We start from the raw sequence: 21,123 nt of genomic DNA, 5'->3' as shown, positions 1-21,123 counted from the left end.
TGTTCCTACCTGTGGTTTCTGCCTGAAAAATCAAGCCGTCCGCACTGGTGTCTTCATCGTGACCAGCTCTTCAGACATGGTCGGATGCACCGCCACGGTGCGATCAAAGTCTTCTTTTGTTGCGCCCATTTTTACGGCGATGCCCGCCAGCTGGATCATTTCACCCGCGCCGGGGGCGACGATATGACATCCCAGCACCTTGCGCGTCGCCTTGGAGACGATCAGCTTCATCAGCACCCGTTGCGCCCGCCCGGCAAAGGCCTGCTGCATCGGTTTGAAGGAGGTCGCATAGACCTCGATCTCTTCCTGCTCGGCCGCCGCTTCCTCGCTCAGGCCCACAGTACCCATCTCAGGCTGGGTAAAGATCGCCGTTGGGATCAACTCATGATCCGGGCTTGTCGGATTGCCCGCAAACACCGTCTCGACAAAAGCCATGCCTTCACGGATCGCCACCGGCGTCAGGTTCACCCGGTTGGTGACATCCCCCACCGCATAGACCGAGGGCACGCCGGTCTGGCTGTACTGATCCACCACAATGGCCCCGGCGCGGTCACGCTCAATGCCCAGTTCCTCAAGCCCGAGGCCATCGGCATTAGGGGCCCGACCTGTGGCGAACATCACCTGATCGAACAGGCTCTCATTGCCATTGGTCGCTTTCACCCAGATCTTGTCGCCCTCTTTGCGCATCTCCAGCACATTGGTGCCCAGGTGCAGATCAATACCGGACTGGCACATCTCTTCGGAGATCAGCCCGCGTGCCTCATCATCAAAGCCGCGCAGGATCTGCGCACCGCGATAATACTGCGTGGTCTTGACCCCCAGCCCGTTCATGATGCCGGCAAATTCGCAGGCGATATAGCCGCCGCCGACAATCAGCATGGTTTCGGGCAGTTTTTCCAGATGGAAGATCTCGTTTGAGGTGATCGCCAGCTCCGAGCCGGGGAACTCCGGCGTCACCGGCCAGCCACCGGTCGCGATCAGGATATGTTTCGCCGTCTTGCGGGTGCCGTCCGCCAGCTCCACCGTGTGGGCATCCGCCAGTTTGGCGCGCTGATCAAAGGTCTCGACCTCGTTATTTTTCAGGATATTCCGATAGATCCCTTCCAGCCGGTCCAGCTCGGCGTGCAGTTTGGTCTTGAACCGATCCCAGTCAAAGCTGCCGGGCGACAGATCCCAGCCATAGGCCTGCGCGTCCTCAACCATGCCCGCATATTCGCTGGCAAACACCATGAGCTTTTTCGGCACGCAGCCCCGGATCACGCAGGTGCCGCCATAGCGGTCTTCCTCCGCCAGCGCCACCTTGACGCCGCGCTGTGCTGCCACCCGCGCCGCACGCACCCCACCGGAACCGCCGCCGATGACAAAGAGATCGTAATCAAAGCTCATGTTAGTCGCCCTTCTCATATCTTGCGCGAGGTATCACATAGCGCAGAGGTAATTGCCAGTCTCGCAGGTGGGGGTGCGGTGGCCGGTTTATAATGCCAAGCGTGGTTTAGTCGCGAAACCGTGAAGGGCGCGTGAAGAAGCAAGGGCGGGATCACTCTGCTGCCCCATGTACCACGAGCGTGAACCCTTCCTGTTCAGTAGGATAAGCAAAATGCTTGCTGAACGCGTGAAACTGCGCTTCGGTTGCCGCAAAGGGATGCACGCCCCCCGCGTTGCGCAGACGGAGCCGCGCCAGACATAGATCATCTGGCACATCCAAGACATGCAGCTGATGGGCCGCGCCGGTCTGATCAATCAAACGGCGCAGCCACGCGCGGGTTTCGACAGTATTCGCGGGAAAGTCGAGAACAACCGAAACCCCAGCCTGCAAGAGCGAGGCAACATGCGCCGCCATGATTCCGCGCAGCTTTGCCGCACAGCGTACATAATCCTGAGGCGACGACATCTGATCGGCAAACAAAGCATGCAGCCAGTCATCTTCGGCCAGCAGGATTGTCCCTTGATCCGCCGCCAACCGCGCGGCCAGCGTGGATTTCCCGGCGGCAATTTTCCCGCACAGCATGTGCAAGGTCGGCGTCGAAGACGTGGGTTGGAATGCAGACATGGAAACCCTCGATAAGGCCAAGACAGGCTATCTTGCGTTAGTCACTCAGATCCGTGAACAGGTTTTCACTCTCGACAAAATCCAGCCGGTCGGTCTCCACCGTGCCCTCGTTGATGTCGCGCACCTCAACCTTGCCATCGCCGTAGCCCACCACCACGGTGTCACAGATGTCGATGAACAGCCCGTTCTCAACCACGCCGGGGATCTGGTTCAGCACCAGCGCCATTTGCCGGACATTGCCGATACGGTTGAGATGCAGATCCAGAATATGATTGCCCTCATCAGTCACCAGCGCCGCATCCCCGTTCATCCGCAGGGTGGTTTTGCGCCCCATGACCTCCATCGCCACCAAAGTCTCCTCCAGCAGCGCCTGCGTGGTCTGCCAGCCAAAAGGGATCACCTCGACCGGCAGGGGAAAGGCGCCAAGGCTCTCGACCTCCTTGGCCTTATCGGCAATCACCACCATCCGATCCGAGGCTGTGGCGACAATCTTCTCCTGCAGCAACGCCCCGCCACCACCCTTGATCAGGTTCAGATCGCGGTCAAATTCATCCGCCCCGTCAATGGTCAGATCCAGCCATTTCGCCTCATCCAGTGTCAGGATCTCGATCCCCACATCCCGGGCCAGCTCCGCGGTGCGGGTGGAGGTCGGCACGCCCTTGATGCGCAGACCGTCGTTTTGAACCATGTCGCCCAGACAGCGCACCAGCCAGGCGGCTGTGGAGCCTGTGCCCAGCCCCACGCGCATGCCATCTTCGACCATGTCTGCGGCGCGTTTGGCGGCAACAAATTTAGCCCTGTCGATGGGTGACAATTCCCCTGCCATGGTGGTGACTCCCTGCTCATGTTCAGTATGGTATAAGCCTATTCACCCGCCGGCGCGAGGGGCAGACCTCATCTGCTGGGGGGATTTTACGGCCCGGTCTTATCATTGCCGTTACTTGCGTTTCACCACCTCGGCAGGATCCACTGGGCGATGCGCTGCCACCGTTTGCGCAAACTGCGTGTTTCCTATTGGAAACGTCGGAAACGGGCGTTACCCATGCCCGTACAGCCCCTATATGCTAAGTCCATGACAGATCTTTATCGCCTGCACTACGCCCCAGACAACGCCTCGTTGGTGATCCGGCTCGCGTTGGAAGAGATGGGCCTACCCTATGAAACCGCGCTGGTGGATCGCCGCGCTGGTGCGCAGCATGGAGCCGCCTATCGTGCGCTCAATCCCGGTGGTTTGATTCCGGTGCTGGAAACGCCCGATGGTGCAATCTTTGAAACCGCCGCGATCCTGTTGTGGCTGGGCGACCGCCACCCGGACACAGGTCTGGTTTCTACGGTCACCTCCCCGCTGCGCGCCGCCTTTCTAAAATGGCTGTTCTTCGCCTCAAACACGCTGCACGCCGATCTGCGAATGCTGTTCTATCCGCGAAAATACATCGGTGACGATCTGACCCAGCAAGGCCAACTCCAGGCCACCCTGCGCGACCGGCTCCAAACCCACCTGCACAGTCTGGAGACCGCAGCTGCGGATCAACCTGAACTGTTTATAGCGGCTGCAGACAGTCACGATACCAATCGACCAACCGCTCTGACGCTTTACCTAGCTTGTATGATGCGCTGGATGGCACTTTATCCCAGCAACAGCGATCGCAGCTGGTTCCGCCTCGCCGATACACCGCATCTGGCCCGCCTGCTGGCCCAGCTGGAGACCCGCGCCAGCACCAGCAGCGCCTGTCAGGCCGAAGGTCTGGGCACAACCCCGTTCACACAGCCACATCTCGCCTATCCGCCAGAAGGATCAGCCATCTAATGTTTCTCTCCGTCTTCGACATGTTCAAAGTGGGCATTGGCCCGTCCTCCTCGCACACCATGGGGCCGATGGTGGCCGCCGCAAAGTTCCTCGATATGATGCGCGCATCACCCTTCGAATTTCATGGGTTGCGCGCCTCGCTGCATGGCTCGCTCGCCTTTACCGGCGTTGGCCACGCCACTGACCGCGCCACCATTCTGGGCCTCGCAGGCTATGTGCCGGAAACCTATGACGACGCCAAAGCGCAGGTCACCCTTGCTGAGATCGAGGCCAGCGGCACTGTCAGCCCCGAGGGGCTGGGCACGCTGGCCTTTGTGCCAAAAACCGATCTGGTATTCGACTACGATCACGCGCTGGACGGTCACGCAAATGGCATGATTTTGATGGCAACCGATGCGCAGGGCGACGTCATTCTGCGGCAGGTCTATTACTCGATCGGTGGTGGTTTTGTCGTGACAGAGGAAGAGCTGGCTGCCGGCAAGGCAACCGACGAAGGCGACCCTGTGCCCTTCCCATTCAAATCTGCCAATGAAATGCTCGAAATGGCGAAATCCAGCGGTAAGAACATCGCGCAGATGAAACGCGCCAATGAAATCGCCCGCGGTTGCGAGGTTAGCCTCTCCAAAGGCACCGCCCGTATCTGGCAGGTGATGAACGACTGTATCAACCGCGGGCTGGAGCGTGACGGCATCCTGCCGGGTGGCCTGAATGTGCGCCGCCGGGCTAAGGGCATCCACGACGCTCTGCTTGCTGAGCGCGGCATGAACCTGAATGCGCCCCACACCATCAACGACTGGATGAGCGTTTATGCGATGGCGGTGAACGAAGAAAACGCTGCCGGTGGTCAGGTGGTAACCGCGCCAACCAATGGCGCTGCCGGCACTCTGCCCGCAGTGATTCGTTACTATCTCGACCATGTGCCGGGCGCATCGGAAAGCCACGTCGAGGATTTCCTGCTGACCGCGGCCGCCATCGCGGGTCTTGTGAAATACAACGCGTCAATTTCGGGTGCCGAGGCTGGTTGTCAGGCCGAAGTTGGATCAGCCGCCGCCATGTCCGCTGCGGGTCTCTGCGCGGTGATGGGTGGCACACCCGAACAGGTAGAGAACGCGGCTGAGATCGCGCTGGAGCATCACCTGGGCATGACCTGCGACCCTGTGAAAGGTCTGGTGCAGGTGCCCTGCATCGAGCGCAATGGATTGGCAGCGATCAAGGCGGTCTCCGCCGCCTCCCTCGCCCTGCGCGGTGACGGCCAGCACTTCGTGCCGCTGGATGCCTGTATTGAGACCATGCGCCAGACCGGCGAAGACATGCATGACAAGTATAAGGAAACCTCGCTCGGTGGCCTTGCGGTGAACGTGCCGAACTGCTGAGAACACAGGACCTCTTTCTGGCGGGACGCAGATCACACTCAACACGCATCCCACCGGTTCCAAATCGCAACCCTTGCTTGCATCCCCATGCGCCCGCGCCTAGCGTGGCCGCATGACACATGACCGCCCCTCTCTCGGCATCCTCCTGATGCTAGGCTTCTGCATCACCGCCCCGATGGGGGATGCGGTGGCCAAACTCCTGGGGGCGCATATCCCTCTTGGCCAGCTGCTGTTTGTCCGCTTTGCCGCTCAGGTTCTGCTGCTGGCCCCGCTGATCTGGGCAACAGGCCGCATCTGGCGAATGCAGGGCCGCGTGTTGCGCCTCACCTTTGTGCGCACGCTGCTACATATCGCGGGCATTGGTGCCATGTTCACCGGTTTGAAATACCTGCCGCTTGCGGATGCGGTGGCGATTGCCTTTGTGATGCCTTTCATCATGCTGCTCCTCGGCAAATATGTGCTGGGCGAAGAGGTGGGCATGATCCGTCTTCTGGCCTGCATTGTCGGATTTGGCGGTACACTTCTGGTGATCCAGCCCAGCTTTGTAACGGTCGGCTGGCACGCGCTCTGGCCCCTGATGGTGGCGGTGATCTTTGCGCTGTTCATGCTGGTCACCCGCCAGATCGCCAAGGACACCGATCCGGTGGGCCTTCAGGCGGTCTCCGGCACCATGGCCTGCGTGCTACTGGCCCCCGTGCTGCTGCTGGGCCAGATCACGGATAGTCCGGTGCTGACGCTGATCACACCAAATGCTGAGCAATGGGGCCTTCTGGCCGCAATCGGCCTGCTGGGCACCGCCGCGCATCTGCTGATGACATGGAGCTTGCGCTACGCACCCGCTGCCACACTGGCCTCGATGCAGTACCTGGAAATTCCGGTCGCAGCCCTCATCGGCCTGTGGATCTTTGATGAGCTGCCAAACGGCCTCGCCGCAATCGGCATCCTGATCACCATTGCCGCCGGTCTCTTCGTAATCCTGCGCGAACGCCAGATCCAGCTGCAAAAGGCCGCCGCCGATAGGGCCGCGCTCCTGCTCAAGGATCCGCCCATCGCACCCGAACAGCCGGCGGTCTGATCGGCTCGGCCGGTTAGGGCAGAACAAGGCCCGCGTATCAGGCCTGCGCCTGTAACGCGGCCACGACATCCGCCAGCCGGGCCCGCGGCAAAATAACCAGCATCCCCGGCCCATCCGCCCTGAGCCGCACCGGCCCCGTCGCCCGGTTAGAGGTCCCGACCCGCGCCATCGGATCCAGCCGCAAGCCCTCGATGGGCCACGCCAGCCCCTCCGACCAGCCGGTGACCTGCTGCATCGGGAACAGCGACACCACCTCCCCCGCCGCCAGCGGCAGCGCGATCTCACCGCGCAGATGGAACACCACCTCCTGCGGGCCAAGCAGCACGCAGGGACTGGGATGGGGTTGTACCAGCGTGTTGAATCCGGCCAGCTGATGGTCGATCCGGCCGCCCAGAAATCCAACTCCCAACACCACCGGCGCGCCGATCATCCGCAGCGCCTTGTCGAAATCTGTGGTGGTCTGCTCGGTCACATGATGCAGCGCCCCCGGCGCCAGATCCGCCTGCACTTCCGCTGCCAGCGAATCCAGGTCGCCAATCACCGCCACCGGGCGATGCCCCGCCGCCAGCGCATGCGCTGCCCCGCCATCCGCCGCGACCAACACCGGGGCCAGCGCCAGCGCCGCCTCCAGATCATCCGGTCCCAGCACCCCGGCGCCAACCAGCGTCACCGGCTCAACCCGCTCAACAATCAGCTCTTTCATACCGGGATTACTGGCAGAAAAGGAAACAGACCACAATCTGAACACAAAATGATACGATCAATTGCACGGATTCGGGCGCAATTTGACCCCCTGCGCCAGCAACGTAAGCGGCAATGACTTTGGCGAGGACACCTATCCGATGGTACAGAACAACAAGGTTTTGACAGTCTCCTACGGGACTTTTTCCTGCACATTGGAAGGGTTCGACGATTCATTTGGCACCATGAAGGCGATTGCGGAGTATTTTCGCGATCTCGCCTCCGATGACCGCTACTTCGGGGCAGAACCGCCCCAGCCGGACGCCGAGATGCTCGCCCGGATTGCCCAGCGCGAGGTCGCCCGCCAGGTTGAGGCCCGCACCAGCGCCGAAGGCATCCACCTGCGCGCCGCAACGCTGACTGCCCCACCCGCCGCAACGCCGGCACCGCCAGCCGATGATGCCCCGCCGCCCCGCGCCACCAGCGCCCTCGCCTCCCCGGCGGCGGCCCCGGTGACCGCCGCTGCCCCGGTTGAGCCCTCCGCCAGACGCGTCGAACCTGCGCCTGCCGCGCCGCAGGTTCAGCCCGCGAGCGAAGCCCCAATCCACGTGGCAGAGGTGCCCCTTCAGCCGGTACAACAGACTCCGCCGCCGGCCCCTGCGGCCGAAATTCCCGCCGCAGAGCCGGTCGCCGCAGAGGTTGAGACTGCTCACGTCAATACCGATCTGGCCAATACAGCTGAGGCCGAGCCTGTTCAGGCCGACACTGTCACCTCCGCCGAAAGCATCGCGGCCAAACTGCGCCGGATCCGCGCGGTCGTCGCCAAAACCCCAACGGATGAGTTCACCGAAGATCAGCACGCCGAGCAGGCCCGCGAAGACGCGGTGAAAGACATCACCAATGCGCTTTCTGCGGACCACGACGCGGTTGATGCAGATATCGCGGATGAGGGGCCGGATGAGACGCTCACGGAAGCCGCCGATGCCAACAGCGACGCCGATATCGCCGAGGCGCTGAACCGCCTTGACCTTGGAACTGAAACGGACGCTCCCGCATCTGGCACAACAGCCATCCCCAATGTGCCCGAAGGCGCCGAAGAGTTCTTCGCCGACAGCAGCACCCCCGAAGGTGATGACGACACCTCTGGCGAAGACGCCGCAGATAACCTGGGTGATATCGCTGCCGAACAGAATAGCGACACGCCCGCTGCAGCCTCACAGCCCGAAGAGACCGAAGAGACCGAGGTCACAGCTGACGCAGCCACACCCGCCAAGACCGAAACGCCGCGCAAGCGGGGCCGCGTGCTGCGCGTCAAACGCCGCGAAATCGAAGGCGCCATGGCCAGCGGCACGCTGGAGGCGGTCGATGATGGGACCGGCGACACAGCTGTTGACGCCCACCCCACCCCGTCACCCGAGACCGACACACCGGAAGCAGAACCCGCCGCCGACAGCAGCCTGTCCCCCGATGACGAGGCCGAACTGCTGGCCGAACTCGCCGCGGTGGAGGCGGATCTGCTGGGCGGCGACGATATCGATGATATCTCAGATGCGCTGGCCGCTTATGACGACGAAGAGGACAGTGCTGCGCCTCAGCCCGACGACACGGCAAAGCCTCAGCACCCTGCGCAGCTGACAGAGACCCCGCAACCCATCAGCACCCCGGCAGACGCCGCCGCATCCGTGGCCCCGCAGCCCGGCGCCAAGCGCGGCGCAACCAGCACCGCCGACGGCGATATCGCGCGCCTGATGGCCGCCGCCGACGAACGTCTGGAAGACCCCGAAAACAGCACCTCGCGCGAAACCTACAGCCAGCTGCGCGCCGTGATGGCCGCAGCCTCGACCGAACGCAGCGCCGGTGGCGCCCTGGAGAGCAAAGATGACGCGCAGGTCTACCGCGACGATCTGGCCAGCGTGGTGCGCCCACGCCGCCCCGACGCCCGCCCGGCCTCCGGCAGTGAAGGCCGCAGCGACGCCGATCAGCGCCCTGCCAAACCCGCCAGCCGCCCGGCACCGTTGAAACTGGTCCAGGAGCAGCGCATCGACGACAGCAGTGCCGCCCCAGCCGCACCGGTGCGCCCGCGCCGGGTCTCCGCCGCGATCCTGACCGAAGACACCCCTGCAAGCAGCGCCACCGAGGGCGGATTTGCCGCCTACGCCGAAGAAAGCGGCGCGGTAGAACTCGGCGAGCTGCTTGAGGCCGCCGCCGCCTATATGAGTTTTGTGGAAGGGCGCGATCACTTCTCCCGCCCACAGCTGATGAACAAGGTGCGCGGCGTTGATGGGACCGAGTTCAACCGCGAAGACGGGCTGCGCAGCTTTGGCCAGCTGCTGCGCGAGGGCAAGATTGAACGCGCCGACAACGGCCGCTTCACCGCCTCCGGCCAGATCGGTTTTCAACCCGGCAACCGCGCTGTCGGCTGACCTCTGACCCCCGTGCAACACACAAAAGGCGGCCCCCAAAGGCCGCCTTTTTCTGTCTAGGGCAAGATGTTCAGGACAAGCCGCCCGTCATCTTTCCAGAAATACTCCGGGGTGAATTGACCGCGAGGTCAAGAGGGGCAGCGCCCCTTGCCCGGCGACATCACCAACTCAACCCTGATCCTGATCCGGGTCATTGGGATCTGCCTTGCCGACGCCGCGAAAGACGAATTTGAACGGCAGGATCCACAACACCCCCAGCAGCACATAGACAATCAGCTCAACCAGCAGCGAGGGCCGGTCGAGCCAGCTGATCACATTGACCGCCAGCACGATATAGACCGGCATGCCGATCAACAGGATCACCAAGGCCCAGCGCCGCCGCGCCTTGTAGCTCAGACCACTTTCGTCAGACATCAGTCGGCAAAGGGATCGGTCACCAGAATGGTGTCGTCCCGCTCCGGGCTGGTGGACAGCAGCGCAACCGGACAGTCGATCAGCTCTTCCACGCGCTTGACGTATTTGATGGCATTGGCCGGCAGATCGTTCCAGCTGCGCGCACCTTCGGTGCTCTCGCTCCAGCCCGGCATCTCTTCATAGATGGGGGTGCAGCGCGCCTGCTGGTCAGCAGCAGTGGGCAGATAGTCCAGACGGGTCCCGTCCAGATCGTAGCCCACACAGATCTTCAGGGTTTCAAACCCATCCAACACGTCCAGCTTGGTCAACGAAATACCTGTAATCCCAGAGGTCGCACAGGTCTGGCGCACAAGGCAGGCATCAAACCAGCCACAGCGGCGCTGACGGCCGGTGGTGGTGCCAAATTCATGACCCCGCGTACCCAGACGCTCGCCATCCGCATCCGGGGTGCCATCCGCATTCAGCAGCTCGGTCGGGAACGGGCCTTCGCCCACACGGGTGGTATAGGCCTTCACGATGCCCAGCACATAGTCGATGGAGCCCGGACCAATGCCCACACCGGTTGCCGCCTGACCGGCAATCACGTTGGAGGAGGTCACAAACGGGTAGGTCCCGAAATCAATATCCAGAAGCGCGCCCTGCGCCCCCTCAAACAGGATCCGCTTGCCCGCCTTGCGCTTTTCGTTCAGCACTTTCCACACCGGCGCGGCAAAAGGCAGGATCTCCTTGGAGATCTCTTTCAGCTGTGCGATCAGCCCGTCACGATCCACCGCTTCGATGCCCAGCCCCTTGCGCAGCGGATCATGGTGTTGCAGCGCACGATCAACGCGGGCAATCAGGGTCGCCTCATCCGCCAGATCCGCCACGCGGATCGCCCGGCGACCCACTTTGTCCTCATAGGCCGGGCCAATGCCGCGACCGGTGGTGCCGATCTTGGTGCCCTTGGAGGCCGCCTCTTCCCGCGCCCGGTCCAGCTCACCATGCAGCGGCAGGATCAGTGGCGTGTTCTCCGCAATCATCAGCGTCTGAGGCGAGATGTCCACGCCCTGCGCGCGCACGGTCTCGATCTCTTTCATCAGGTGCCAGGGATCCAGCACCACGCCATTGCCAATGACCGAGAGCTTGCCGCCCCGCACCACACCCGAGGGCAGCGCGTGCAGCTTGTAGACTTTGCTGTCGATCACCAGCGTATGACCGGCGTTATGGCCGCCCTGAAAACGCGCAATGACATCAGCGCGCTCGCTGAGCCAATCGACAATCTTGCCTTTACCTTCGTCACCCCACTGGGCGCCGACTACCACGACATTGGCCATCTCAGGTCCTCTGTATGCTGGTTGAAACCGACGCTCCGTATAACGAGACCGCGCAGACAGGGGAACCGGTTTTTCGCCGCACCCCACCTGAGCACCGCTTTTCCACAAGATATCGCGCCGCTAAGCCCCCCGAAACAGGCCCAAAACAGATCCAAGCCCCACCCCACCCACCAGCCACACACCAACCGGCGCGCCAAAGCCCCATCTAATGCCCCCGGCCCCAGCTCCCCCGTGAGATCCAGCGATTCCCCTCGGGTGATTGGGAGACATGACGAGGGCGAGATCGACCCAGCCGCAACTCCAAACGCAGCCCCCGGCAGTCAGAACATCAACCGTAACGACGGCTCGCAGCCCAATTCGGACATTCGCACGAGGCCTGCCACGCCCTCGCTGCAGACGCGAAGGATCCCCGCCAGACTTCCCGAGAGCGGACCTTCAGGCTAGCTCAGCTGGCCAGGACGATGCTGCACCCCGCTCGAAGGTTAGAGATGCGCAGATAGCGCCTTTTGCAAACTCAGCCGTTTGATGCGACTGGCCGAGGGTTTCTGCTGCGACGCAGCCCGCCGGTCCGGCCATTCGCTGCGACTACGAGGTTTTGGAACCGGTGAACTCATACAGTGCGGGACATTGCTGCCATTGTCGTTACAAGTGTTTGCTGACGCAGCATTCGCTTGCAGGCGCGGCACGTTCATCGCTGCGTCGCGGCCGATGTTGCGAGACCGGCTATTCAAAGCCACTCTGAGGTGCGGACTTCAGACCGTTCTTTCGCTGCAGCACGGACCTGCTAAGGATGGGCCGGACTCAACCGCCGCTCCCGCTCCTAGGACCAATGTCGGTAGCAGCCAAAGCAAACGCCCAATAGTCGCCCCGAATTCGTCGAAACAGACCTTCACCTTTCCCACAAAGCTCGAAGCAAGCATAAGGAGGCTGTCAATAACTGGAACATTCAGTGACGGCGGGGTGAACCGGACCTTACGGGAACGGCGTTGCGCCATGCATTCGACGCTTTGCAGCGTCGGCAGATCCGCTCACCGAACCCTTCGCTCCAGAACGCGGTGTTGCAGCGCAGGCACTGGCGCTCCCGCGGCACGTCTTCGCGGGCCGGAACCAAGAATACTTCATTTTGATCGGTATTGGTCATGATTGGCCTACCTCCATCATTCAGAGCCGCTCCTTTTGCCGCATGTACTCAAACTGCTAGTCATGCTGTTCGCCATCCGGCTCTGATATTCCCAAACCAGAGTAAAGGTGCCGGATCTGAGCTTCGGAGACACCGTCGGATTGCATAACAAGGCGCACCATCGGATCGGCAAGCATTTCCTCGAAAAGGAATGCCGACAGCTCTTTTCCCGAAAGCTTGTCTTTGGCCCGAGCGCTGTCGAGATCCGCCAACGAAACGGTCAAGCTCCTCGCCAGACCAGGATGTGATTTCCGGGGATGCAGATGCACCAGAACCGAAGCCTTCCAGGCCTGAGGATTCAAGAGGTCAGGCGGTGCGGATAATTCGGTTTCAATATCATACTCACCAGCGGGGAGTGCCTCATCAAAACCCGGCAAGGTGAAGGATCGCGAAAATACTGCGACGGTCCTGCTGCTGAGCTGATCCATTGATTTATCTCTCCTCTGCTGCTGTACTTTATTGCGCGGCCCATAGCGTGCATGTCTCCGCCGCTTGACGGTTTCCTTGACCATCAAACAGCAGGATTGGGCATTTCCGGGGTTATGAATGGAACCCGAAGGCCGCCACATGAGCCATCCGGTCTTTGAGAGAGATGTTGCGATCGCCTGACGGCCGGAGCCATTTTCATGCGAGCGGCGCGGCACTGCACGGAAAGATGCGCGATTTACAATAATATAGGCATTCTCTGCATCATTTACCACGGAACGCCACAGACGGAGGCTCCTGATGCCGGTTTGAAACAACGCTGTTAAGGAAACGCTGGGATCAAAAAAACTCAGTAATCCGACCATTGCGGCTACCGGCAGCACCTTCTGTCAATGGTCTGTTTCTGTGTAATACCTTTGAAACATCGGGGGCTTCCATGGCGCGCGCAAGGGCGCTGTAGCTCATTTTCATCGACATCTCGCTGCCGATACGCAGGGGGCAATTGGTCGTCTCAACCACAATGTGATCGCTGGTCGCACCGGCAAAGATAACAGCCGCTGGAAAGGTCAGCCCGGCAGCGTCGGTATCTTGCAGACCGAGGGCCAGGATCGAACGGGTTGTCCAATGGTTGCCTGGCACCAGGCTCAGCGCCGAGAGGGCCGGGTCGGATAATTTCAGCGGTACCGGCTTTGATTTGATTTTTGTCTCGATCACCTCGGCCAACAGTGTGAAAGCATCTGTATAAAGCCCGCTGATCAGGTGTCCCGAAACAGGGTCGGTTCCCAGCAGGATGGCCTCTCCTATGCGCAAATTGTTGATCCGGTCTGCGGGCCCGCCATCAAGAGCCCAGGACAAGTTTGCGGAACTGCCCCCGGAAACTGTTTCGACGAAGGGGCCGCATGCCCCCTCGGTTTCATCGGCGAGCGATGAAAGTACTGCCATCGCCTGAGATGTGGGAGCTGCATCAGCCAGACAGGCGAAATTTGCGCCAATACCTTTGAGAAGCACACCCGGCGTTCTGGTGACGTGAAGGGCAGCGTTGGTCAGATCCTCGGGCATGATGCCTTCCCGCCCATCCCCCATTTCCACCATCAGAATTATCTCGTGACTGATGCCTCTGCGTAGGGCCGCAGCGGCAAGCTTTGCAATAACGCTGGTCTCTGTATTGCAGCTTGCTTCACAAGTTTCGACGATTTGCCCGGCCTGGCTCAGCATTGGGGTCCGGATCATCAGGATCGGACAGGTCAGTCCTGCTTTGCGCATGCGTCTTACATTGGCAAGCCGCGCATCTGCCAATCCGATCGCACCGCCGTCCAGCATCGCCCTTGCAACACCAGGGTGACCGCACACGCCTTTTGTGACCCCTGTGACGGTAATTCCGAGCGGTTTCAGGCGCTCAACAAGGCATCGCGTGTTGTCGCGGATTTTGTGCAGGTCAATTTTGATACGCGGTGCGGTCATAGCGCTGCCGCAACAGGCATCGGCCGTAACCGGGGGTATGCCGACAGGACAATTTCGGCAAGATGCGCGGCAGGTCGGCTAAGGGCATCGCTGACAGGAAGGCTCAGGTTGCCGGCATGTTCCTTGATCGCAGCAGTGATTTCGACGTCCGTCATCCCCTCGTGATTGAGTGTCACGCCGATCACCTTTGTGGTCGCGAAGGCTTCAATCAAGGCGATCTCGTCAGCGGGATCAGGCATCGCCATGTTTGGAAAGTCGCAACGGTGCGCCCGCTTGGGGGCGTGCTGAAGGATCACCGCGTCGGGCTGGCTGCCGCGTAGAATGAATGCCGACGTGCAGAACGCCGGATGGCTGAGTGCGCCCTGGCCCTCGATCAGAATGACATCAGGCTGTTCACCTTCGGATGCCGCGACAATGGCCCCTTCAAGTTCCCCGCAGCAGAATTGCGGCGGCACCGCGTCCATGGCCACGCCGTATTTGGCCCCCTGCATCAGGCCGGTCTGGCCGGTGCCAACCAGAACCGTCTTGATCCCCTGCGCATTCAGCTCACGTGCGAGAAGCGTTGCCGTCGTCCGCTTCCCAATCGCACAATCGGTTCCCAGCACAGCAATGCGGATTGCCTTCACCTTCGCGACACTGCCGTCAAACAGACGCATGTCCTTGCTGTTCCGGGGTTTGCGGATATCGCGCAGGGAGACATTGCGCGATTTGGCTGCCAGGGCGATTTCCGCGTCGTCACTGAGGTATTCATGCAGCCCACTGACAATGTTCATCCCCAAAGATACTGCATCCAGCACAACACGGCGGTCATCTGCCGACAGTTTTCCGTCTGACGGAGCCATCCCATAGATCAGCGTGTCAGGAATGACGGCCTCATGAGTAACTGCCGTTTCAAGATCGCCAAAGACTGGTATGTGGTTCGGGGTGCCATCAAGGATCTGCCCGCTGTCAGCCCCTGCATGATCACTGTCGACCACCGAGAGTATGCGATAGGCTTGTGAGTGTCGGACAAGCCCGTTTGCTGTCTTGCCGTCGACACGTGCGAAATTCCCTTCGCAATACACGATTGCGGTTGGGGGGCGCGCCGCAGGAGATTTGCCAGGTTCCTGAGAGTGCTCAGATGATCGTGGTTGCGGACCGCTGGCATTTTGCCATACCGGCCTTTCCGCTTTGACTGCGGTTTCCATGGAATTTCCTTCTGAGAGGCCCGCGCTCAGGGCGTTGGTGTCCATGACGCAGGTATTGATGCTGCCAGGTCGGCAGCCGGGGGTGTGACGCCTAGTTGTTCAGAACACAGCGACCTTTTTTCTGCTGAAAATTCTTGTTGCACTCCCAACGGTTACCCGTTCTGGCAAGATGTGCATTTTCCGGCAGTTCAATCAGGGTGCAGTGGTCACCAGACACTGCGTAGCCACGCTCGCATGTCCACCGCTGACCATAAGCCGATGCATTCAGGAAGGCGTGTTCTGGAACTTCGATAACAGCGCAGGCGTCGCCTTTGGCTTCGAAACCGCGGTCGCAAAGCCAGCTTGGCCCGTGTGTGCTGTTGGTCAGATAGGCGTCAGGCGGCAGAACTATTTTCTGGCAGAAATCGTCAATCTTTCTATACCCGCGCAGGCAGTTCCACCGAGTTCCTGAGGGGGCAAGATACCCGCCTTCGGGCACAAAGACTTTAGCACAGGACGCCCCTTCGGCCTCAATGAACCCGTGTGAGCATTCCCACCCGGGACCATAGCTTCTGTGTGTGGGGTAGGCATTTTGCGGAACGACGACAGCTATACAGGTGCTGCCGACCGCCCGGTAAGACCGGTTGCATTCCCAGCCATCGCCGTAACTGCTTTTATGTGCATTCTCTGGCACTGAAAGAGCAACCGTCTCTGAGAATGCAGGTTGAATGAAGGCTGCCAGCAGCCCGAACACCACAACAATGCGTTTGATCGTTGAGTGCAGAAAACGTCGTAATTCCATCACCCGGCTGAAGTTCTCCGCGTTGGCACGAAGACGCGGGATTGGTGGAAGAAGATTACGATGCATCTAATTCCAGCCCGGCCAGACAAGCCTGCGCCAGATCACGGTTTGGCGTTTCAGCGCCCGGAACTGTTGCCCAGCCCGTTGCAATAACCGCGTCCCGGCGTTTGAAGGACATCGTTTCCTGGATTGACGCCAGCTTGGCGATCCGGTCGGTGTCTGTCTTGGCCATGTTGACGCACACTGGCACCAAGGCTGCAATCAGTTCGTCATGGGATCTGGTGCTTGCCATTGCCTCTGCATGACCTCCTGTCACCCAGCCGCCCCAGGAAAAACCGGCAATAGTAATAGAAACCGCGCCAATCAAGGCACCGTAAACGCCGGGTTTCAGCCATTCGGGATAAGTCATTTCTGATCCTCCTGCGGAGAAAGCGCCGCCTCGCTATGATTGTAGTCATGTGTGGAATCCGCTGTCGCGGTTCAGCGCCGTTTCCAAATCCTTCTGAGTGATCAGGCGCAGTTCGGTCCGCCCTGCGCGGCCGCCCCTGCCATGGACCAGCAGGTAAGTTGCTGTGGTTCGGTAAGCCTCGAAGCTGAGCCCCTGAATAAGCTCCTCTTCCACGATAACTTCGTACCCACCCGCAGGAAGTTCGTCAGCGTAGCCAGCTAAGGCAAACGGATGGGAAAACGTCACCATCAGTCTGGACGACCGTGTGTTCATCCTGTTTCTCATTGATGTCCTGTATGGCGGCTGCTTGCAGCTGCCGCCGCGGGGCGCCTCGTAACCTGTTGCGCGAGATCACGGCAGCGCTGAGTGTCATTAATACTTTAAGCTGAAAGGAATGTGCCCGTGCTGATCGATGTTAGCGCCTGCCGTTTTTCCAGCTTGGGCGGTTCCATATGTGGTTTTGATCAACCGGAGAGGCAGGTGCTTTACAGCTGCTGTTCTCTGCCCGGGTATAGGGTGCCCTGAAGCCATAAGATGATCCGGTGCCTTGCCCCAATCGGCCGCGTCTTCCGCTGACGGAGAAAGCCTGATTTTTGACAAGCCTCCGCAACGCAGCGCCGCTAGCTAACCTAGGTCAGTGCGCACTGATTGGGATCCAGCTAAGCATCTCGGACTGGCCATGTATTTGCCAGAGGGGGTATTACGAGTGCCAAGAAGCGCGGAGGATGTGCCGGCCTAATTTGGCTCGGCATATGGTTCGCGCTTCTTATTTTCCGCGAACGCCAAAGAAAGGACAATCGAATGACACCTGAAACAAGAGAGATGTCCATAAAACTGGCCTCTGTCAGGGCTGCCTGCGAAAGGGCTCCTGCCGGGCCACGGAAAGACACCGCCTGGAAGCATTACCGGCTGGCCGAGCTGGCGCAGAGCGAGGAAAACGATGCTGAAATGTACAAAGAGCTTGATGCGGCAAAGCTAGCCCTGGTGTAGCCGTCTTATTCCGGACTGGTTTTCCGACCGCCCAGGTTTCACCCGAAGGCGGCCGCTTCATTTCAAAAGCGGCCCAGCCTGATCCAGATATCCCGGATCGAAATCCGCCAGTGCCACCAGGCGGTCAAAACTGCCGAACTTCACATAACCGTCGCGGAAAGTGACCAGGTCGCGTTCCCGCAGTTGGCGCAGCACACGATTCACATGAACTGCGGTCAGTCCCAGCGCGTCGGCCAGATGGTATTGCGTTAACGGGCAGGCGTAGCCCGCCTTGCTTCCCATCCCGACCAGAGCCAGCCTTGCACCCAGTTCCAGCAGGAAATGCGCCATTCGGGCATCCGCATCACGGCGCCCAAGTCCCACAAGATGCTCCACCACCATTGCTTCGTCCCGGGACGCGGCCCACAGTATGGCTGCCGCCAGCCTTGGGGTATCGGCAAATGCCCCAAGAAGGTCTTCTGCCAGAACTTCCGCAGCTTCGATCTCCACGATAGGTTCAATGCTATGGTCAGAGGTGCGCAGAAGAACACTGCGCAATCCCAGAAAATCACCAGGTATCTGGAAGTCAACGATCTGGCGCGACCCCTCCTGCTGAATTTTATAGGAACAGGCCCAGCCGGAGGACAGAATATAGGCAGCTTGTTCCGGCTGCCCCTGATGCACAAGATCGCTCCCGGCAGCAAACGTTCTGCGGCGCTGGTGCAAACGCTCCAGCACCGCAAGCTCATCTTCTGACAATACGGCAAAAGCTGATAGCTTTCTTGTAAACGGGCTATTTTTGATGGCGTTCATGGCCCCCTCGGACAGACACAGCATTTCGGAACGTCCCCAGGACAGGGCTGCTCTCGATCAGTCCAGCATACTCCGTTTTCTGCAAAGATGCCCTTGATCACCAGTCTGCCACATTGGCTTGATATGCAATGCAAGAAAGGAAAATGCAGGATGACTGAGTATTCCGACAAGGCTGGAATGGCCGCCTTATCAATTTGCGAGGCGCTGCTGCTTGCCATGAATGACCTCCAAGTGATGCCGGAGCATGAAATCACCGGAATCCTCCGTGACGCTGCAGCCTCACATGAAAACGCCGCCGGTACGGATGCAGACGTCGCAGCTCACAAGGCAGCCGCTGCTCTGATCAATCAGATCATCGCCCACGGAAACTCTGTCCGGCGGCCGTGATCGCGGCTCCCGGCAAGCGGCGCGAAGGGCTGAAATCGGGAAGCGATCAATGCTTTGCAAAGCCCGCTTCCTGCGCTTTGGTAACCCCGGTGCAACCCGCAGCATCAGCCAGAGCCGCCGCCGGTTGCTGAATGGCGGCTTTTGAAAAAATGGCCCAAATGCTTCGCGCCTGCAGCGAAGTGCGCGCTGCGCTTGGTGCGAATGTCGTGAAAGGGCTGCCTGGCGTCATCAGGCCGGTTGGATCTGGTGCGGGTTCGCTTCAACTCTGCTGCCGCATTGCCGCAGGTCGACGTTGATCCTTCACTGTGGAAAGGCTTTGATGCTGCGGCTGTACAAGTCTAGCACCTTAACGGCCTACGGGTCAGCTCAAAAGGCCAGGTTCGACGGACGAGCACCAACAATGCGCGGTATCGCGTTTTATAATTTGTGCCGTTTCGCAAAATCAACGAATGCCCGGACGCGGGATGGCATGTTGCGCTTCGATAGGTAGTTAAGCGAAAATCTTGGCAACGTAGCGGCCCGGCCTTCCAGAACCTGAACCAAGCTGCCGTCTTCCAGCGAGCATTCGGCAGAGCTTGCAAAGATATAGGCCAGCCCAAGTCCCGCCTTTGCGCCTTCAAGGATGGAGGTCACGTCGTTGGTAACGAGCTTGGAGCGCGGCATCACCGAATAGGGACCGTCTGCGCCTGTAAACACCCAGGGGGCCAGATTGTTGGCACCAGTAAAGGCAAAACACACCCCTCCATGTGCCGCCACATCTGCCGGTTCCTCAAGGTGCGGACCTTTCGCTAGATAGTCGGGGGATGCGACGATCATCATCTCCTGTGTGGGGCCAATTGCGATGGCATGTGTGTCAGGATCAAGTAGGGTCTCGGCACGTATTGCAGCATCAACCCCGCTGGTCACGAGGTCGACCTTGGTTTCGTCATAGATGAGTTCAATCGTCATCGCCGGATGCTCTTTGGCAAAACCTGTGATCAGAGCATCCAGAAACAATTGACCCGTAGCAGTCGGTGCAGTCAGCCGAAGCGTGCCCGAAATATCTTCGTTTAGATCATGCACATCCTTCAGCGCGGTTTCCAGGTCGTTAATCGCGGGCAGACTGCGGCGATAAAGCAGCTCCCCTGCTTGGGTCAAGGCTATGGTCCGGGTCGAGCGTTCGATCAGGCGCACGCCGAGGCGGTCTTCGAACCGTTGCACCGCTTCGCTAACTGATCCCGCTCCCAGTTTCAGCTTGTCGGCAGCTGCGCGAAAACCGTTTTCGTGGGCCACCGCCACGAATATCGACACATCGTTCAACTCATTCCGCTTCACTGTTCGATAATCCTAACACTGCGATCTAAAAGACCCTGTTCATCTAACAACTATTTCGAACTACCCTACTTGGCAATGGAAACGGCACGCTCTGCCACACACCTCGCCAAGGCGAGGCACGTCGAAAGGATAGAACCAATGAGTACGATGAAAATCTGGGACCTGCATATGACCTATGACGGACCGATGAACGAAGAGTTTTTTCAAGATACCAATCGGTTGGCCGAAAGCATTGCACAGGAAACCGGCGTGATCTGGAAGATCTGGACCTTGGATGAAAGCACCGGTGATTTCGGTTCAACCTACCTGTTCCGGGATCTCGCGGCGCTGGAAACCTACAAAGCGATGCACGTGCAGCGGTTGGAAGCCATCGGTGTTACTGTAGCGTCAGATCATGTGTTTGATATCATGGAAGACCTCAGTGCGATCACCCATGCCCCCTTGGGAGAAACTGTCTGAAACAATGCAAATGAGCTTTCTGATGAGCAACCGAACTTTCCTAACCCTTCACAGCATAATCTACGCGTTCTTCGCCTTTGCACTGTTTTTCCTGCCCGGCTTTCTGTGGCAAAACTACGGCGTGGAGCTGAATGACCGCTATGCTTGGTTCCTGTCCCAGCACAACAGCATTTTCCTTGGAGGGATTGCCATTCTCGGGTTCCTGCTTCGGGATGTGACCGATGGGACAACCATCCGGAGGCTCCTGACCGGGCTGATGGCAACCAATGCGCTTGGGTTTATCGTAACGCTATATGCCGCCGTGATTGGTGTCTTTACCGGCTTTGGCTGGTCGGATCCCGCCTTCTTTGCATTTCTTGCGGCGATGAGCTTCTTACAACTTAAAAAGTCTGATCAAGCCTGATCATCAGAAACTCAGTTCGGGTCGCTCAGCTCCGAACGCCTTGCTGAAAACCCGGCCCTACTTGTCTGTGATCCGGACACCAATCAGCTGAAAATCTAAGCAATGCGTGAGCGGCTGCTTTGAGAAAATCCGCTGTACCGCCGCAAACGCCACGCTGCC

At 59.8% G+C, this 21,123-nt stretch carries 23 protein-coding genes; 8 read left to right on the top strand and 15 right to left on the bottom strand.

What is annotated here, in order from left to right:
- Nucleotides 1–30: 30 nt before the first annotated feature.
- The 3 genes from gor to rpiA all read right to left on the bottom strand — a co-directional run bounded on the left by gor (nt 31) and on the right by rpiA (nt 2,876).
- Nucleotides 31–1,386 (bottom strand): glutathione-disulfide reductase, encoded by a 1,356-nt coding sequence (gor, locus tag INHI_RS0104440; protein ID WP_027246864.1) that lies wholly within the window; start codon nt 1,384–1,386, stop codon nt 31–33.
- A 151-nt stretch (nt 1,387–1,537) separates the two neighbouring features.
- Nucleotides 1,538–2,050 carry a P-loop nucleotide/nucleoside kinase family protein gene (locus tag INHI_RS0104435; RefSeq protein WP_027246863.1) on the bottom strand — a complete coding sequence of 171 codons (513 nt, stop codon included), beginning with the start codon at nt 2,048–2,050 and terminating at the stop codon, nt 1,538–1,540.
- A 37-nt stretch (nt 2,051–2,087) separates the two neighbouring features.
- Nucleotides 2,088–2,876: a ribose-5-phosphate isomerase RpiA gene (rpiA, locus tag INHI_RS0104430; RefSeq protein WP_027246862.1), complete on the bottom strand. Its 789-nt coding sequence runs from the start codon at nt 2,874–2,876 to the stop codon at nt 2,088–2,090.
- 246 nt (nt 2,877–3,122) lie between these two features.
- Here rpiA and INHI_RS0104425 point away from each other — a divergent pair, with 246 nt between their 5' ends.
- From INHI_RS0104425 to INHI_RS0104415, 3 genes are all read left to right on the top strand, one after another.
- A complete protein-coding gene (locus tag INHI_RS0104425; RefSeq protein ID WP_027246861.1) occupies nt 3,123–3,857 on the top strand; it encodes a glutathione S-transferase family protein in 735 nt (244 codons plus the stop codon).
- The gene (locus tag INHI_RS0104420) at nt 3,857–5,230 is read left to right on the top strand and encodes an L-serine ammonia-lyase (protein WP_027246860.1); all 1,374 of its coding nucleotides are present in this window, start codon (nt 3,857–3,859) and stop codon (nt 5,228–5,230) included. The genes INHI_RS0104425 and INHI_RS0104420 overlap by 1 nt, the downstream gene beginning before the upstream one ends.
- A 112-nt stretch (nt 5,231–5,342) precedes the next feature.
- Nucleotides 5,343–6,305, top strand: a complete 963-nt coding sequence (locus INHI_RS0104415) for a DMT family transporter (protein ID WP_027246859.1) — start codon at nt 5,343–5,345, stop codon at nt 6,303–6,305.
- A gap of 37 nt (nt 6,306–6,342) precedes the next feature.
- Here INHI_RS0104415 and INHI_RS0104410 read toward each other — a convergent pair whose 3' ends face one another.
- Nucleotides 6,343–7,008, bottom strand: a complete 666-nt coding sequence (locus tag INHI_RS0104410; protein ID WP_014875280.1) for a thiamine diphosphokinase — start codon at nt 7,006–7,008, stop codon at nt 6,343–6,345.
- Nucleotides 7,009–7,147: 139 nt separating this feature from the next.
- Here INHI_RS0104410 and INHI_RS0104405 point away from each other — a divergent pair, with 139 nt between their 5' ends.
- The gene (locus tag INHI_RS0104405; RefSeq protein ID WP_027246858.1) at nt 7,148–9,409 is read left to right on the top strand and encodes a hypothetical protein; all 2,262 of its coding nucleotides are present in this window, start codon (nt 7,148–7,150) and stop codon (nt 9,407–9,409) included.
- Nucleotides 9,410–9,577: 168 nt separating this feature from the next.
- Here INHI_RS0104405 and INHI_RS0104400 read toward each other — a convergent pair whose 3' ends face one another.
- The 9 genes from INHI_RS0104400 to INHI_RS0104360 form a co-directional block, all read right to left on the bottom strand.
- Nucleotides 9,578–9,823 (bottom strand): DUF2842 domain-containing protein, encoded by a 246-nt coding sequence (locus INHI_RS0104400; RefSeq protein ID WP_014880665.1) that lies wholly within the window; start codon nt 9,821–9,823, stop codon nt 9,578–9,580.
- A complete protein-coding gene (locus tag INHI_RS0104395) occupies nt 9,823–11,136 on the bottom strand; it encodes an adenylosuccinate synthase (protein ID WP_014875283.1) in 1,314 nt (437 codons plus the stop codon). Before INHI_RS0104395 ends, INHI_RS0104400 begins: the two co-directional genes overlap by 1 nt.
- 946 nt (nt 11,137–12,082) lie before the next feature.
- Nucleotides 12,083–12,277: a hypothetical protein gene (locus tag INHI_RS21035; protein WP_036766910.1), complete on the bottom strand. Its 195-nt coding sequence runs from the start codon at nt 12,275–12,277 to the stop codon at nt 12,083–12,085.
- A gap of 56 nt (nt 12,278–12,333) precedes the next feature.
- Nucleotides 12,334–13,125: a hypothetical protein gene (locus tag INHI_RS21300; protein WP_254656845.1), complete on the bottom strand. Its 792-nt coding sequence runs from the start codon at nt 13,123–13,125 to the stop codon at nt 12,334–12,336.
- Nucleotides 13,082–14,203 carry an alanine/ornithine racemase family PLP-dependent enzyme gene (locus INHI_RS0104380; RefSeq protein WP_027246857.1) on the bottom strand — a complete coding sequence of 374 codons (1,122 nt, stop codon included), beginning with the start codon at nt 14,201–14,203 and terminating at the stop codon, nt 13,082–13,084. Before INHI_RS0104380 ends, INHI_RS21300 begins: the two co-directional genes overlap by 44 nt.
- Nucleotides 14,200–15,180 carry an N-acetyltransferase DgcN family protein gene (locus INHI_RS0104375; protein WP_254656844.1) on the bottom strand — a complete coding sequence of 327 codons (981 nt, stop codon included), beginning with the start codon at nt 15,178–15,180 and terminating at the stop codon, nt 14,200–14,202. Before INHI_RS0104375 ends, INHI_RS0104380 begins: the two co-directional genes overlap by 4 nt.
- Nucleotides 15,181–15,481: 301 nt before the next feature.
- Nucleotides 15,482–16,237 carry a hypothetical protein gene (locus tag INHI_RS0104370; RefSeq protein WP_254656843.1) on the bottom strand — a complete coding sequence of 252 codons (756 nt, stop codon included), beginning with the start codon at nt 16,235–16,237 and terminating at the stop codon, nt 15,482–15,484.
- Complete coding sequence (locus tag INHI_RS0104365) at nt 16,227–16,580, bottom strand: hypothetical protein (protein WP_014875288.1); 354 nt, start codon at nt 16,578–16,580, stop codon at nt 16,227–16,229. The genes INHI_RS0104370 and INHI_RS0104365 overlap by 11 nt, the downstream gene beginning before the upstream one ends.
- A 45-nt stretch (nt 16,581–16,625) precedes the next feature.
- The gene (locus tag INHI_RS0104360) at nt 16,626–16,892 is read right to left on the bottom strand and encodes a hypothetical protein (RefSeq protein ID WP_036766908.1); all 267 of its coding nucleotides are present in this window, start codon (nt 16,890–16,892) and stop codon (nt 16,626–16,628) included.
- Nucleotides 16,893–17,420: 528 nt separating this feature from the next.
- Between INHI_RS0104360 and INHI_RS0104355 the strand changes: the two genes are divergently transcribed.
- Nucleotides 17,421–17,609: a hypothetical protein gene (locus INHI_RS0104355; RefSeq protein ID WP_027246853.1), complete on the top strand. Its 189-nt coding sequence runs from the start codon at nt 17,421–17,423 to the stop codon at nt 17,607–17,609.
- Between the two features lie 57 nt (nt 17,610–17,666).
- On the opposite strand, the gene INHI_RS0104350 is transcribed toward INHI_RS0104355, so the two are convergent.
- Complete coding sequence (locus INHI_RS0104350) at nt 17,667–18,401, bottom strand: Crp/Fnr family transcriptional regulator (RefSeq protein WP_027246852.1); 735 nt, start codon at nt 18,399–18,401, stop codon at nt 17,667–17,669.
- A 150-nt stretch (nt 18,402–18,551) separates the two neighbouring features.
- Here INHI_RS0104350 and INHI_RS0104345 point away from each other — a divergent pair, with 150 nt between their 5' ends.
- Nucleotides 18,552–18,788: a hypothetical protein gene (locus INHI_RS0104345; RefSeq protein ID WP_027246851.1), complete on the top strand. Its 237-nt coding sequence runs from the start codon at nt 18,552–18,554 to the stop codon at nt 18,786–18,788.
- Between the two features lie 417 nt (nt 18,789–19,205).
- Here INHI_RS0104345 and INHI_RS0104335 read toward each other — a convergent pair whose 3' ends face one another.
- Nucleotides 19,206–20,078 carry a LysR family transcriptional regulator gene (locus INHI_RS0104335; protein WP_254656842.1) on the bottom strand — a complete coding sequence of 291 codons (873 nt, stop codon included), beginning with the start codon at nt 20,076–20,078 and terminating at the stop codon, nt 19,206–19,208.
- A 162-nt stretch (nt 20,079–20,240) separates the two neighbouring features.
- Here INHI_RS0104335 and INHI_RS0104330 point away from each other — a divergent pair, with 162 nt between their 5' ends.
- Together INHI_RS0104330 and INHI_RS0104325 are read left to right on the top strand one after the other, a co-directional pair.
- A complete protein-coding gene (locus INHI_RS0104330) occupies nt 20,241–20,561 on the top strand; it encodes a monooxygenase (protein ID WP_014875291.1) in 321 nt (106 codons plus the stop codon).
- Between the two features lie 22 nt (nt 20,562–20,583).
- Nucleotides 20,584–20,964: a membrane protein gene (locus INHI_RS0104325; protein ID WP_027246848.1), complete on the top strand. Its 381-nt coding sequence runs from the start codon at nt 20,584–20,586 to the stop codon at nt 20,962–20,964.
- Nucleotides 20,965–21,123 lie beyond the last annotated feature (159 nt).

Origin of the sequence: Phaeobacter inhibens DSM 16374 (genome assembly GCF_000473105.1) — a bacterium.
Lineage (GTDB): Bacteria > Pseudomonadota > Alphaproteobacteria > Rhodobacterales > Rhodobacteraceae > Phaeobacter > Phaeobacter inhibens.
This window is presented reverse-complemented; position numbering and strand designations above follow the sequence as displayed.